The sequence below is a fragment of the Bacillus cereus group sp. MYBKT14-1 genome (genome assembly GCF_051915185.1).
Taxonomy (GTDB): domain Bacteria; phylum Bacillota; class Bacilli; order Bacillales; family Bacillaceae_G; genus Bacillus_A; species Bacillus_A cereus.
This window is the reverse complement of record NZ_JBQAEF010000003.1, coordinates 311,535-325,881: the sequence shown is the minus strand read 5'-3', so window position 1 is coordinate 325,881 and position 14,347 is coordinate 311,535. Positions and strand designations below refer to the sequence as shown.

Sequence of the window (14,347 nt, the reverse complement as noted above, 5' to 3'; positions counted from 1 at the left end):
ATGCATGAGTACTTCCCTTTTTAAAGCATAACAGAAACTTTTCTATTACAAATACTTTTTCTTCCCACCGAGTAATAATCTATCTTTTGTTTCTTAACATCTTCATCAGTATAACAATTTCTCCCATCAAATAAAATAGGCTCCCTCATAAGTTGTACGTACTTTTCTAACGGATATGTTTGAATATCTTTCCATTCTGTTACGATAAAAGCCGCACTCGCATCTCTAATCGATTCATCTATACATCTACTATATTGTATAGCATCTCCAAATATATTTTTCACATATTGAATTGCTTTTGGGTCGTAAAGGACAATTTCTGCACCTATATTAAGTAATGCTTCTATTATAATAAGAGATGATGCCTCTCTAATATCATCCGTATTCGGTTTAAAGGATGCGCCAAGAACTGCAATCCGCTTTTTACTCATGTTCATAACTTTTTTCGCTTTTTCAATCAATAGCAGCTGTTGCTTATTATTTACTTCAATAACCGCTTTTAACAAACGAAAATCATGAGCAACATTTCCCGCAATTTGCACCAGCGCTTTCGTATCTTTCGGAAAACACGACCCTCCGTAGCCAATGCCCGCATTTAAAAAAGATGCACCAATTCTCTTATCCATTCCCATCCCTTTGGCAACATCTAATACATTCGCGCCTACCTTCTCACATATATTTGAAATTTCATTAATGAAACTAATCTTTGTAGCTAAAAAGGCATTCGACGCGTATTTAATCATCTCTGCACTTTTAATATCTGTAACATACGTTTCTAAACATAATTCACTATACAAACTCTCTACTCTTCTTGCTACTTCCTCACTATCCGCTCCAATTACAATACGATCTCCATGAAAGAAATCATAAATACCTGAACCTTCACGCAAAAACTCTGGATTCGATACGATATGTACTGTATGCCTCCCTTTTAACTTCTCCTCAATCCATCCCTTCATTACATCATTTGTACCTACTGGAACTGTACTTTTCGTAACAACAATAATATCGTTCGTCGCATATAATCCAATATCGTTACAAGCACTCTGAATATACGTTAAATCTGCCGTCCCATCTAATAAAGGTGGTGTTCCAACTGCAATAAATATAAACTCTACATCATCAAATGCCTCTTCTTTATTTGATGTAAAAATTAAAGCATTATTCTCATATGCATAATTTATTAATTCATGTAATCTAACCTCATAAATAGGTAAATCCCCTTGTTTTATCCGTTCAATTTTTTCATCATCTATATCAAAACATGTAACTGAATGCCCTAATTTTGCCAATCCCACTCCTGTAATCAATCCAACATATCCAGTACCTACTATCGTAATTTTCATTTCTTTTTCGCACAGGAATTTACAATAGAAAAGATATGAAAATTAGAATTCTCCCTGTGCTTCCCCCTCTCACGTTAAAAATGAGAAAACCCTTTTCCTTTTTCATTATATGAATTACTTCTCTTATTTTTTTTAAAGTTTTTGTAAAATTAAATGCACTATAAAGTAAAACTTAATCAGTAAGAATGAAGCTGCCAGTTCACGCGTAATAAATTCCCACATTTTAACACGAGACTTACTCATTTCTACGTGCAACACTTATAATACTGAAATAAAAGTATTCACTATCGAAGAAAAAAAGAAAATGTCACATTCCAAGGTTCAGTACGATTAACCTTCTTATATGATTCAACATTCTATATACAATTGTCATATATTTTATTCGCTTCCATTAACCGTAAAAAGAAAAAAAGATTGAATTCTAATCTTTTTGTGATACCATATGTTATGAGCCTGTAAACAAACATCATAATTTTCAGATAAATATATTTTCAAAAAAAAAAATTACGTTAGACTATAAAGGGTGGGGTATTAATGGACTCACAAGTGATTTATGCCATTTTGGCATCTTTCATCACTGTACTTGTCGTTACTCCTTTAGTTATTAAATTAGCTTTTAAAATAGGAGCGACAGATAAGCCAAACGCACGTAAAGTGCACCAAAAGATTATGCCACGTCTTGGCGGGTTAGCAATATTTATTGGTGTAGCTGTAGGATTTGTTGTCGGTGGCTTATATGAGCAAAGAATGTTATCGATAACGCTAGGTGCAATTATCATTGTAATCATCGGAATTTTAGATGATATGTACGAGTTATCTGCGAGAGTAAAATTCGGTGGACAACTGTTAGTTGCCATTATGATTGTAAAAAGTGGATTATTAGTGCAAGTATTATATATCCCATTCATTGGGGATACTGAACTTGGATGGCTTGCTTATCCAATTACAGTATTTTGGCTTGTAGGTATTACGAATGCAATCAACTTAATTGACGGCTTAGATGGATTATCTGCTGGGATTTCATCTATCGTACTTGCAACGCTAGCATATATGGCCTTCACTAGCCCATGGGGTACTGGAACAGCTATTATATTGCCACTTGCATTAATTATATTAGCAAGTACAATTGGATTTTTATTCTACAACTTCCATCCAGCAAAAATTTTCATGGGAGATACAGGAGCACTATTTTTAGGATACTGTATTTCTGTTATATCGTTACTTGGATTATACAAAAGTGTAACGTTATTCAGTTTTATCGTTCCAATTATCATTTTAGGTGTACCTATATTTGATACGATATTTGCAATTATCCGTCGTATCGTAAATAAAAAACCTATTTCAGCACCAGATAAATCGCATTTACATCACCGCTTACTTGCAATGGGATTCTCTCATCGCAAAACGGTACTAATTATATACGCATTCGGTATTTTCTTTAGTGTAAATGCCATTATTTTCACTACTGCAACGTTATGGTTATCCATTATTCTTCTTTTCGCTTTGATTTTCTTCACAGAAATCATCGCTGAAATAATCGGGCTTGTACATGAACGCTACAAACCAATCATTTCCTTTTATAAAAAAGTGAAAAAACGCGAAGACTAATTGTAGTATAACCTTTTCAATTATGAAATATTCAAATAGCATCCTCTTTCTTATAAGAGGATGCTATTTTTTATTCCTCATTTTATATTTCCAAAATATAGATTGTTTGAGAGTTCCTCTATTGGAGAAAGATATACATAATAAGAAAAGTATCAAGTTTTCTTTTTTACATCTTGATTGTCAAACTGAGGGTGAATGTTATGATCAAGCGAATATTTCAATGTATTATTTTATTTTTAACGATTACTATGTACGCATCATCTAATACTGAAGCAACAACTGTTATTCCTGCTGAATATCATCCAAATACTGAAACAACTTCTCCTACACAAAAAATTGCGTACTTAACATTTGATGACGGGCCAAACAAATATACTACACAAATTTTAAACATCTTAAAAGAAAAGAACGGCAAAGCAACTTTCTTTGTTATTGGCGGAAAAGTGCCGCATTACACAAAAACGATGCAACGATTAATTAAAGAAGGACATTATATCGGGCTCCACAGTATGTCACATGATGTAAAACGCCTTTACACTGGTGACCCCTCCACTTTAATTGCAGAAATGGAGCAAACACAAAGCATTGTCCAGCAAGTTACGAAATTAAATACACATCTCGTTCGCGTTCCATATGGTAGTATGCCTTACTTAAAAAAGAATTACCGTGACGCACTTGTATCGGCCCAGTATAAAATGTGGGATTGGACGATCGATACATACGATTGGAAAAGCTATGACAATCCTTCTGCCATACTCGAAAGAGTACGTAATCAAAGTGATGAACAAGTCGAAGTCATTTTAATGCATGATTCGAGTGTAACCGTACAAATACTGCCAAAAGTAATTGATTATTTACAGTCACAAGGATACAAACTTCTTCCCTATAATCCTTCTTCTCATCTCAAGGTGAATTTTTGGAAAGACACAAGATTGTAACAGCTTTAGTGCCTATGTGCTAAAGCTGTTTTATTTTTCTCTTCCCACCCTTCCCATTTTTGTGTAAAATTTTAAATAGTGATGAAGTTTCGAGGTGAATAGAAATGAAACGAATAGATCTCATTTTTAACGCAATACAAAAAGGCAATTATACAGAAGGTGTAACCGCATCAGAACTCGCTACATTTCTGCAACTAGATCGCGCCAATGTAAGTAGCGATTTAAACAAACTTGTAAAAGATAAACGTTTATTAAAAACAAATACGCGACCTGTTCGTTTTTACATAGAAACGAACACTTCGTTGGAAACGCATTCAAAAGACATAACTTCATTAGATACATTTGCAATTGAAAATACGAGCCTTAAAATTGCAATTGAAAAAGCGAAAGCTTCTATTCTCTATCCTCCAAACGGTATGCATACTTTACTACTGGGAGAAACAGGGGTCGGAAAGTCTATGTTTGCTTCTTTAATGCACGAATATGCAATTGAAGTTGAACAGCTTCCCAAAGATGCACCATTTATCGTCTTTAACTGTGCTGATTATGCAAATAATCCCCAGTTACTACTCGGGCAATTATTTGGGATTAAAAAAGGAGCTTATACAGGAGCAAGTGATCAAAAAGGGTTAATTGAAAAAGCACATGAAGGAATTCTTTTCTTAGATGAAGTACATCGCCTGCCTCCAGAGGGACAAGAAATGCTTTTCACCTTTATTGACCGCGGAGTATACCGCCGCCTTGGAGAAACAGAGAACGAACGTAAAGCACAAGTATTAATCATTACTGCAACAACAGAAGAACCAAATTCATTTTTATTAAAAACATTTACAAGACGTATACCGATGACTGTTACGCTGCCACCACTTCGTGAGCGTACACATAAAGAGCGCTTTGCTTTACTACAGCTATTTTTCACAAATGAAGCAATTCGGCTGCGAAAAGACATTCACGTTAGCCCAAATGCAATGCGTGCTTTCGTCTTTTACAATTGTCCCAATAACATCGGTCAATTAAAAACAGATGTTCAAATTGCCTGTGCGAAAGCCTATTCTGATTTGGTCACAAAGAAACGTGATTCTGTCTATGTTTCAAGTACAGATTTACCTTGGTATATGAAAGAAGGGTTGTTCATTGAAAGGAAGAGCCGTCACTTATACCAAATACCAAATGAAACATTTGTATTTACAGGTGAGGAAGGTTGGAGTAATCATAAAACAGAAGATGAAAAACGCTCTTCTATTTACGATTATATTGACTATAAATACGAAGAACTTCAAGCACGTGGTATTGAAGAGGAAGAATTAGAATTACTAATAGAAAATGATGTTCAAAGCTTTTTCGTACAATATTTTAATCAAATATCCAAAAAAACAAGCCATGAAAATGTTTTTAAAATTGTGGATCGTAATATCGTTTCCGTATGTGAAAAAATAGCGGAACTTGCTGAAAAGCATTTATCTAAGACGTTTGATGAAAAAGTATTTCTTGCTTTAAGTTTACATGTACAGACAACTCTACAACGTTTACAAAGCGGAAAACAAATACATCACCCACAATTAAATCAAATTCGTACGAAATATAAAGAAGCTTTTTCCGTAGCTATGCAATGCATTCAACTACTGGAGGAAGAATTACAAATAACAATGCCTATTGATGAAGCTGGCTTTTTAACAATGTTCTTCGTTGTTGATCCAATTCCTGCCTCACAAACAGAAGTAAAAGTATTAATATTAGCACACGGTAATGGCATCGCAACTGAAATGGCAAACGTTGCAAACGAACTTCTCGGCATTGAGGAAGTAACCGGTATTGATATGCCGTTACACGAATCACCGAAAGATTTCTTAGAACGTGTGAAAGTGTATATGAAAACACTACAAAATGTAAATGGGCTTCTCTTACTCGTTGATATGGGGTCACTTGCTTATATCGGTGACATATTAGAAACGGAGTTCAAAATCCCTGTACGTGTTCTCTCGATGACGAGCACACCACACGCACTAGAAGCAGCTCGAAAAGCCCAGCTCGGTTATTCATTAGATGCGCTATATGAAACAGTAAAAAATTTAACACCGTTTTACTTAAACGTACAAGAAGAAAAGAAAAAACCTCTCTCTCCAATGAAATCTGTTATTTTAACAGCTTGTTTAACTGGTGAAGGAAGTGCTTTAGCTATTCAAAAAATGTTAGAGAACTATTTACGATTTGATAAAGACTTAATTGAAATTATTCCGATTAGTATCGTCCATGAAAAAGATTTGACGAAAATGATCGAGAACATAAAAAAAGAGCGTAACATCATTTGTATCGTCACGAATTTCGATGTGCAAGTGCCGTGCTTAACATATCATTTCCAAGACATTGTAAACTACACAGCGATTCAGCCGATTCAAGAATTAATTACGTATGAAGAAACATATGCAAAAATGGCGGATATTCTTGAACAACAAATGCAGCGTAAAGATGGAGCATTACTTATCAAAACAATTCGTTACGCATTAAATACAATTCAAGAATTAATTTCCTTACAGCTAACTCCTGATAGCTTAATGGGTGTTATTCTGCATATGAGCTGTATGGTTGACCGTCTTCAAAAAGGAGAAAACCTTCTTCCTCACCCTGATAAAGAGAAAAGAAGACAAGATGAATACTGGATGTATATGAAAGTGAAAAAAGCATTGCAACCAATTGAAAATACATTTGAAATACAAATACCCGATGACGAAGTATTTTACGTTATGGACTTCTTTATTAAAAATCAGCCTGTTAAAAATTAATTGAGGCCGTTTTTAAAAAATATCGACCGTAACGTGAGTTATATCGGCGATTTTCAAAACATATCGATTTACCGACAATAATCGCTAAAACTAGCACCTTATATAATAAGAAAAGGCTGTTCCAACATATGGACAGCCTTTCCCTCTACTTCTTTACTTTTCTAACTCGCCCTCTTATTTCTCCCCTTTTTTGTGATTTCGTATGGACATTAACATATACATTTGCTTGAATAATTTCTTGAAGTAAATGTACAAATGATTTCCCTTGTAAAGGTCCCTCAAAATCCTCTACATTCACTACACCAGTAACACTTCCCTCGTTCAAGCTAATCCCTTGCTCCAGTGGACCATACAAATATAAAACAACAGGACCAATTTGAGTAGACTTCCCTAAATGAATTTGACACGATGTAACCTTTTCTATATTTTTTAGTATTACTCTGTAATGCAATTTCGTTAAATCATCACTAAAAATAAACTCTGCTACCCCAAAAGCTTCTGTATTTACAGGAGGCACTTCCCTCTTACCTGTTAACCTGGCAAAGAAATGTGTTGTCATAAGGCATTCTCCTTATATAAATTTCCCAGCACTACTTCTACTACTTTATGGTTTAGACATAATCATTTATGACTTTTTCAATTTTAATTACAAAGAAAAGATTCACAAAATCTTTACATTAGAATCATTCCTTTTGCTTTACCACTTCTTGTATAATGCACATAGAAAAACATTATAGGAGGTTATTTTGAAAAAAAACAAACACACCTTTCACACATTATTAGAGATTTTTCTCGTCTCATTTAAATTAGGACTTACTTCATTCGGCGGTCCTGTCGCTCATCTCGGTTATTTCCACCACGAATACGTGCAAAAAAGAAAATGGATGGATGAACGAAGCTATGGAGATTTAGTAGCATTATGTCAATTCCTTCCTGGTCCTGCCAGCAGTCAAGTCGGTATGGGCGTTGGATTATTAAGGAGCGGGCTTTTAGGAGCTATTATTTCATGGATTGGATTCACTTTACCGTCTGTCCTTGTTTTGGTTTTCTTCGCCTCATTCCTTAATCAGTTCGATCTTGGAAGTGCTGGCTGGATTCATGGACTCAAACTTGTAGCAGTCGCTATTGTCGCTCATGCCATATGGGGAATGGCGCAAAAGTTAACTCCAGATCGCAACCGTGCGACGATTGCGATTGTAACTGCCGCAATCGCCTTATTATGGCCAAGTAGCTGGACGCAAGTGATCCTCATTATAATATGTGGCTTTATCGGCTGGTTTTTATATCGCAACCAACCAATTAGCCAATCTCAAAATATAAAAGTACCTATTTCAAAAAAAATAGCAGTTTCTTGTCTCGTCTTATTCTTTGGACTATTACTACTGCTACCAATATTAAGACCGTTCTCTTACTACATCGCTTTATTTGATAGTTTCTATCGCTCTGGCGCACTTGTATTTGGAGGAGGACACGTCGTGCTGCCCCTTCTTGAAGGTGAGTTCGTACAAAACGGGATGATGACGAAAGAACAGTTCCTAGCTGGATACGGATTAACACAAGCAGTACCAGGACCACTATTTACATTCGCCTCGTATATAGGAGCAGTGTTAAACGGGACGCTTGGGGCAACACTCGCAACAATTGCGATTTTCCTCCCTGCTTTCTTACTCGTTATTGGTGTTTTACCATTTTGGAACAGTGTGAGAAAAATATCTTTCATACAAGGCGCACTACTTGGAGTCAATGCCGCTGTTGTCGGTATTTTAATTGCCGCTTTTTATGATCCTATTTGGACGAGTACAATTATAAATGCTTCAGATTTCGTTTTCGCTTCGCTTCTTTTTTGCTTACTAGCTTTTTGGAAAACGCCACCTTGGGTTATCGTTATACTCGGAGCCTTTGGCGGATATATTCTGTCCATTTTATAAATAGAAAAAAAGACGGCATGATATAGCCGTCTTTTTTTCTATTAAAACTTTACAAGCTCTACCCCTTCTGGTAACTCACTCTCTGTTAAAATACGCAATTCCTTCACACGATCCATTACGTAAGAAGAACGCTTCACAAGCTCTGGATCAATATATGCTGGATGAACCATAATTTCTACCGTTTGTTCACCTTGTACTCTTTCTTTTAACTTCACAAAGTAATCTTCCGTCACACCATCTGCGTAAAAGTCACTGTAAAACACATCAGAAAATGGATGCACCGCTCTATCTTCCTCACAACGACGAATTGGAACATTATATTTAGCCGCTAATCTCTCAAGAACATCGTGCAAGATCGGTAAACCATGCACATGATGATGACTATCAAAATGAGTTGGTGTTAATCCGTAAGATAAAAACTTCTCAATTTGAGCAGTCCATTCTCTCTCAACTTCTTCTGGATTTATATTCCCTTCCCTTACAACACTTTGTTTATGAAACGATCCGTTTTCCCCTACAAGTGACGGTACATCCTTTAACAGTGGTTCTCCTGCCGTTAATACGAGATGTACGCCTACTCCGAGTAGGTTGTACTCTTTCGCTAAGCGTACCGCATGCTCTGTTCCTGGCATATTCATCATCATCGTCGTTGAATTTACAAGTCCATTTATATGCCCATCAATAATGCCGTAATTTGTACCTTCTGTAAGACCGAAATCATCTGCATTTACAATTAACTTAATCATCATAATACCTCCTAATAGAATAAAAAAAGCGGGCTAAATAGCGCCGCTTTTACTTCTCTACCTTTTTGAAGAACTGCGGAAGATACTCTTTATGTGCTTCCAACATTTCATCTAAAATTTGTTTTGCAACTTTATCTGATGGTACAAGTGGATTAATTGTCATAGCAAGCAGCGCCTTATGATAATCCCCTGTAACAGCAGCTTCAATTGTTGTGCGCTCGAATGATTTAATTTGTTGTACTAAACCGCGAACTGGTACTGGAAGGTCTCCAACTGCAATTGGTTTTGGGCCTTCTTTCGTAATAATACAGTTCACTTCAACAGCTGAATCATGTGGTAAGCTTGCAATTGTTCCGTTGTTTCGTGTATTAACAGGCTGGATATCACCTTTATTATTGTAAATAGACGTAATTAAGCTACATGCTGCATCACTATAATAAGCTCCGCCACGTTTTTCTAATTGTGGTGGTTTAATATCTAAGTTCGGGTCTTTATATAACTCAAATAAATCATTTTCTAATTGTTTTACTACTTCTGCACGTGTACCTTTTTCAACAGAAGCTTCTTTCTCTTCTTCTAACATTTCACGTGTTTTGTAGTAGTAACGGTGGTATGGACATGGAATTGCACGAAGTCCTCGAATAAAGTCTGGTTCCCAGTTAAGCGCTGCGATATTTTCCATCGTAATTTGCTTTTCTGGATCTGTCACAAGCTCTAACACACGGTCCATTACACTCACGCCATCTAAATATACGTCTAATCCATATACCATATGATTTAAACCTGCGAAATCAACGTGAACACGACTCGCATCTACTTCAAGTAATTTTGCAAGACCCATACGAATTCCGATTGGAACGTTACATAGACCAACTACTCTTTGAATATTTGTATAACGAAGAACAGCTTCTGTTACCATACCAGCTGGATTTGCAAAGTTAATTAACCATGCATTCGGACAGAGCTCCTCCATATCTTTACAAATATCTAAAATAACAGGAATCGTTCTCAACGCTTTGAATAAACCACCAGGACCATTCGTTTCCTGACCGATTACATCATATTTTAATGGGATTGCTTCATCTTTTGCACGTGCTTCTAATAAACCAACGCGAAGTTGTGTTGTTACGAAGTCAGCATCTTTTAATGCCTCGCGACGATCAAGTGTTAAATGTACCTCGATTGGTAAACCTGATTTTTTCACCATACGTTTCGCTAAGTTACCAACGATTTCTAACTTCTCTTTTCCTGCCTCAATATCTACTAACCAAATTTCACGAACAGGAAGCTCATCATAACGCTTAATAAATCCTTCAATTAACTCTGGTGTATAACTAGATCCACCGCCGATTGTAGCAATTTTAATTCCAGTCATGCTTTATTCCCCTTTCGCTTCAAGCTTTTTATAAAGATCGATAAACTCTGCTGCTAATTCTTTCACTGTAATCGCATTCATTAAATGATCTTGTGCGTGAATTAAAAGAACACTAACCTCTGTTTTTTCTCCTCTTGCTTCTGATTGTATGAGCTCTGTTTGGAAATGATGCGCTTCATTAATCGCTTCTTTTGCCTTTACCATCGCTTCATCTGCTTCTACCATTTTCCCCTGTTTGGCAAATTGAAGTGCCTCCATCGCAAAGCTTCGTGCGTTACCACTATTTAAAATCAATTGGAATGGAATTTGTTCTGCTGTAGTCATCATAATTACCGCCCTCTCTATAAGGTTCAACCGATTTAAATACCCCTTCAGTTTGAACATTTCTATTACATTATTATTTTATGAATGATAGTTTGGTGTTCTTGTAGATGAGTTTCATCTTTTTGAACATGATATAAAGGTAATTGTTCTCACAGATCATGTTGTCTGTGAGAACAATTATTATGTTACATAGGTACAGAATTGTTATTTCCTTGTGCTGCTTTTTCAGTACGAATAACTGAGCGATCGCATGCGACAACGAATGGGAAGTAAATCGCCATTGCAATAACAAAGTTGAATAATTGTAAAATCGCACCAGAAGGATGTAAACCTGTTACAAGATATCCACTAATAATTGGTGGAACGTTCCATGGAACCATCGCTACTGTTTTTGGTACCCATCCTAAGTAAATTGCTGTATAAGATGTAATAACTAACACAACAGGTGTTAATACGAATGGGATGAATAAAATTGGATTTAAAACAATTGGTGTACCAAAGATTACTGGTTCATTAATGTTGAACGCACCTGGACCAATTGATAAACGAGATACACCGCGTAATTGTGCACTTTTCGCTACAATTAATACAACAACTAAGAATGCTAATGTTGCACCAGAACCACCAAGATATACGAAAGTATCAAAGAATGGTTTTGTAACAATATTTGGAACATCAAATGCAGATGTACCATCTTGGAATAACTTAATATTTTTCTCTAATGCCGGTAAGTAAAGTGGCTCAATAATACCCCCAACAATATTTGGACCATGTAAACCAAAGAACCAAAGTACATGTACTAATAATGCAATAACAATTGCACTTGGTAACGTACCCGCTAAACCTTGTAATGGGACTTGTAACGTATTAAAGATATACTCATGAACACTTGTACCTGCTAGTTTTACTGCTAATTGAATACTTGCAACACCTGTTAAAATCACAAATGCTGGAACTAACGCAGCGAAAGATTTCATTACTGCTGGTGGTACACCGTCAGGCATTTTAATTGTAATGTTTCTTTGTACGAAGAATCTAAATACCTCTGTAACTAAGATTGCAACAATTAATGATACGAATAAACCTTGTGCACCAGTCCAAGCTAAGTTTAAACCACCCTCTTTTGGTGTTGTTGGTGTAAGAATAACTAAAGCACCAAATGAAATAATACCAGCTGACAATCCATCAACACCGTAAGATTTTGCTAAGTTATAACTTGTGGTAACCGCAACCATCAGAGCTAATACCCCAAAGGATCCTGTCCACATGCCACCACCAATTTGTGTCCAAGTTTCACCGAATAAATCTTTCATAAAATCTTGGAATGCTGGAATTGGTAAACCATTAACTAGTACTGCCATAGAACCCACTAAAATAAGTGGCATAACTGCAATAAATCCGTCACGGATCGCAGCTAAGTGACGTTGCGACCCGATTTTACCAGCAATCGGAACCATGTACTTCTCCATAAATGCAATAAACTTTTGCATTTCGCTTCCCCCCTAATTATTTTTTAAGTGTTAATGCGTGATCTAAAACTGCTTCTCCATTCATCATGCCGTAGTGCATTGGATTGATAACGTCGATTCCAACGTTTTTCTCATCAGCAAGCGTTTTCATTGAAGAAAGCATGTAACGAACTTGTGGTCCTAATAATAATACATCTGCTTGATCGATATTTGTTTTTACTGCGTCCCCAGATACAGCCCAAATCTTTCCTTCTAGACCGCGAGCTTTTGCAGCCGCTTCCATTTTTGTAACTAGTAAACTTGTAGACATCCCTGCTGAGCAACATAATAAAATATTCATTTGAAAATCCCCCTTGTGTAGTATAAAAAATTTATGTTTTATTTATTTTTCTTTACGCTATTTATTAATGCAATTAGCGTGCCAACTTTTTAAAAGCACTAAAATCAGTGCTTTTTCGACTGTTTCCTTTGTGTGTTAGCGCTTTCAATTAGTGTGTCGTTCAAAAAACACACAGTGTGTTATAAAACAACACGCTTTTAACACATAACTGTATGAAAATAGATTAGTGTTTAGTTGTCTAGTTGTGTTTAATATGAAAAAACACTAAAAAAACTTTTTTATCGTAGGAATCTAGTAAAAAACAACATTTTCTTGGGCTCAGTCTTCTATCTATTCTATTGTCCAAGCAAACTCTACTAAATTACATAGAATAGAATAAAATAACAAAATTCGAAAGGGGATTCCTATGCCAAAACATAGAAAACAAAGCAAAATAAAGATTTATAGAATAACAAGCTATAAAAAAGACAAGCGCTCTGAATTAGACTCTGACAAATTTAAACTAGAACAGCAGGAAACAGAAAATAAGCAAGACAAACATGGTAAACAGGAAAAACAAAATAAACAAGAACAGTTGGAACCCATAATAGAAACAAGTTCACACAACTTAGATGTATGGGATGAAATTTCTCTAAAGGAAATACAAGCTGGTGAACATACAAATTTATTTAAAGAAAAGAGTGATTATCAAAATATTAATTTAGTCCAAGTAAACGATGTTCGCTTATACTTGGACAAGCAACTACAATTCAGCTCCGTCGATGAGCAAATTTACCATGAAGCACTTGTACATCCAATTATGTCAAAAGTAATTGATCCAAAACGTGTTCTCATATTAGGCGGTGGCGATGGTCTTGCCCTGCGAGAAGTTTTAAAATATGAAACTGTACTACATGTAGACCTTGTTGACTTAGATGGATTGATGATTGATATGGCTCGTAATGTTCCTGAATTAGTTTCTTTAAACAAAAGTGCATTTTTTGATAATCGTGTAAATACACACGTATGTGATGCAAAAGAATTTTTAAGCTCTCCTTCCTCTTTATACGATGTAATCATTATTGATTTTCCAGACCCAGCGACAGAGTTGTTAAGTACTTTATATACAAGCGAACTTTTTGCTCGTATAGCTACATTCTTAACAGAAGATGGCGCATTCGTCTGCCAATCTAATTCACCTGCTGATGCACCTTTAGTATATTGGAGTATCGGTAACACAATTGAACATGCTGGATTAACTGTGAAAAGTTATCATACAATCGTTCCTTCTTTCGGAACTGACTGGGGATTTCATATTGCTACTAATTCTGCACATGTACTCGATCAAATTGAACAATTATATGTAGTACCAACTCCTCGAACATTGCCTTCTCTTCTTTTTCCTTTATTTCAATTTAAAGAAGAACATCTAGAACAACGTAATTTCGCTCTTCTAAACTCAGAATCAAACCTTATCCTACACCAATGTTACAAAAAGGAAATGGAGTTTTGAC

General features: G+C 35.7%; 12 protein-coding genes. 5 read left to right on the top strand and 7 right to left on the bottom strand.

Translation table 11 applies throughout. The annotated features are described in order from the left end of the window. Window positions 1–20: 20 nt before the first annotated feature. Window positions 21–1,346, bottom strand: coding sequence for a UDP-glucose/GDP-mannose dehydrogenase family protein (locus ACTFO4_RS11530; protein ID WP_326234964.1), 1,326 nt, complete (start codon window positions 1,344–1,346; stop codon window positions 21–23). Window positions 1,347–1,880: 534 nt separating this feature from the next. On the opposite strand from ACTFO4_RS11530, the gene ACTFO4_RS11525 reads away from it, so the two are divergent. The 3 genes from ACTFO4_RS11525 to ACTFO4_RS11515 all read left to right on the top strand — a co-directional run bounded on the left by ACTFO4_RS11525 (window position 1,881) and on the right by ACTFO4_RS11515 (window position 6,672). Further along, complete coding sequence (locus ACTFO4_RS11525; RefSeq protein ID WP_000378318.1) at window positions 1,881–2,954, top strand: glycosyltransferase family 4 protein; 1,074 nt, start codon at window positions 1,881–1,883, stop codon at window positions 2,952–2,954. A 200-nt stretch (window positions 2,955–3,154) separates the two neighbouring features. Beyond that, a complete protein-coding gene (locus ACTFO4_RS11520) occupies window positions 3,155–3,892 on the top strand; it encodes a polysaccharide deacetylase family protein (protein ID WP_017674311.1) in 738 nt (245 codons plus the stop codon). 104 nt (window positions 3,893–3,996) lie between these two features. Beyond that, a complete protein-coding gene (locus tag ACTFO4_RS11515) occupies window positions 3,997–6,672 on the top strand; it encodes a PRD domain-containing protein (RefSeq protein ID WP_440013685.1) in 2,676 nt (891 codons plus the stop codon). Between the two features lie 145 nt (window positions 6,673–6,817). On the opposite strand, the gene exsM is transcribed toward ACTFO4_RS11515, so the two are convergent. Further along, window positions 6,818–7,231 (bottom strand): exosporium regulatory protein ExsM, encoded by a 414-nt coding sequence (gene exsM / locus ACTFO4_RS11510; protein WP_000207047.1) that lies wholly within the window; start codon window positions 7,229–7,231, stop codon window positions 6,818–6,820. Between the two features lie 187 nt (window positions 7,232–7,418). Here exsM and ACTFO4_RS11505 point away from each other — a divergent pair, with 187 nt between their 5' ends. Further along, window positions 7,419–8,600 carry a chromate transporter gene (locus ACTFO4_RS11505; RefSeq protein ID WP_061457881.1) on the top strand — a complete coding sequence of 394 codons (1,182 nt, stop codon included), beginning with the start codon at window positions 7,419–7,421 and terminating at the stop codon, window positions 8,598–8,600. 41 nt (window positions 8,601–8,641) lie between these two features. Here the strand turns inward: ACTFO4_RS11505 and chbG are convergent, their stop codons facing one another. From chbG to ACTFO4_RS11480, 5 genes are all read right to left on the bottom strand, one after another. Next, window positions 8,642–9,346: a chitin disaccharide deacetylase gene (gene chbG, locus ACTFO4_RS11500; protein ID WP_061457884.1), complete on the bottom strand. Its 705-nt coding sequence runs from the start codon at window positions 9,344–9,346 to the stop codon at window positions 8,642–8,644. Between the two features lie 49 nt (window positions 9,347–9,395). Then, window positions 9,396–10,721 (bottom strand): 6-phospho-beta-glucosidase, encoded by a 1,326-nt coding sequence (celF, locus tag ACTFO4_RS11495; protein WP_000145750.1) that lies wholly within the window; start codon window positions 10,719–10,721, stop codon window positions 9,396–9,398. Window positions 10,722–10,724: 3 nt separating this feature from the next. Continuing rightward, a complete protein-coding gene (locus ACTFO4_RS11490; protein WP_000989059.1) occupies window positions 10,725–11,048 on the bottom strand; it encodes a PTS lactose/cellobiose transporter subunit IIA in 324 nt (107 codons plus the stop codon). 182 nt (window positions 11,049–11,230) lie between these two features. Next, window positions 11,231–12,535 carry a PTS cellobiose transporter subunit IIC gene (gene celB / locus ACTFO4_RS11485; protein ID WP_001168855.1) on the bottom strand — a complete coding sequence of 435 codons (1,305 nt, stop codon included), beginning with the start codon at window positions 12,533–12,535 and terminating at the stop codon, window positions 11,231–11,233. 16 nt (window positions 12,536–12,551) lie between these two features. After that, window positions 12,552–12,854: a PTS sugar transporter subunit IIB gene (locus ACTFO4_RS11480; protein WP_001023567.1), complete on the bottom strand. Its 303-nt coding sequence runs from the start codon at window positions 12,852–12,854 to the stop codon at window positions 12,552–12,554. A gap of 406 nt (window positions 12,855–13,260) precedes the next feature. Here ACTFO4_RS11480 and ACTFO4_RS11475 point away from each other — a divergent pair, with 406 nt between their 5' ends. Further along, window positions 13,261–14,346, top strand: a complete 1,086-nt coding sequence (locus ACTFO4_RS11475; RefSeq protein WP_326234965.1) for a polyamine aminopropyltransferase — start codon at window positions 13,261–13,263, stop codon at window positions 14,344–14,346. Window position 14,347 lies beyond the last annotated feature (1 nt).

What these genes read in the sequence shown, in the direction of transcription:
- ACTFO4_RS11530 (WP_326234964.1), bottom strand. Translation starts at nt 1,346, where the DNA reads ATGAAAATTACGATAGTAGGTACTGGATATGTTGGATTGATTACAGGA.
- ACTFO4_RS11490 (WP_000989059.1), bottom strand. Translation starts at nt 11,048, where the DNA reads ATGATGACTACAGCAGAACAAATTCCATTCCAATTGATTTTAAATAGT.
- ACTFO4_RS11525 (WP_000378318.1), top strand. Translation starts at nt 1,881, where the DNA reads ATGGACTCACAAGTGATTTATGCCATTTTGGCATCTTTCATCACTGTA.
- celF (WP_000145750.1), bottom strand. Translation starts at nt 10,721, where the DNA reads ATGACTGGAATTAAAATTGCTACAATCGGCGGTGGATCTAGTTATACA.
- celB (WP_001168855.1), bottom strand. Translation starts at nt 12,535, where the DNA reads ATGCAAAAGTTTATTGCATTTATGGAGAAGTACATGGTTCCGATTGCT.
- ACTFO4_RS11515 (WP_440013685.1), top strand. Translation starts at nt 3,997, where the DNA reads ATGAAACGAATAGATCTCATTTTTAACGCAATACAAAAAGGCAATTAT.
- ACTFO4_RS11475 (WP_326234965.1), top strand. Translation starts at nt 13,261, where the DNA reads ATGCCAAAACATAGAAAACAAAGCAAAATAAAGATTTATAGAATAACA.
- ACTFO4_RS11520 (WP_017674311.1), top strand. Translation starts at nt 3,155, where the DNA reads ATGATCAAGCGAATATTTCAATGTATTATTTTATTTTTAACGATTACT.
- ACTFO4_RS11480 (WP_001023567.1), bottom strand. Translation starts at nt 12,854, where the DNA reads ATGAATATTTTATTATGTTGCTCAGCAGGGATGTCTACAAGTTTACTA.
- chbG (WP_061457884.1), bottom strand. Translation starts at nt 9,346, where the DNA reads ATGATTAAGTTAATTGTAAATGCAGATGATTTCGGTCTTACAGAAGGT.
- exsM (WP_000207047.1), bottom strand. Translation starts at nt 7,231, where the DNA reads ATGACAACACATTTCTTTGCCAGGTTAACAGGTAAGAGGGAAGTGCCT.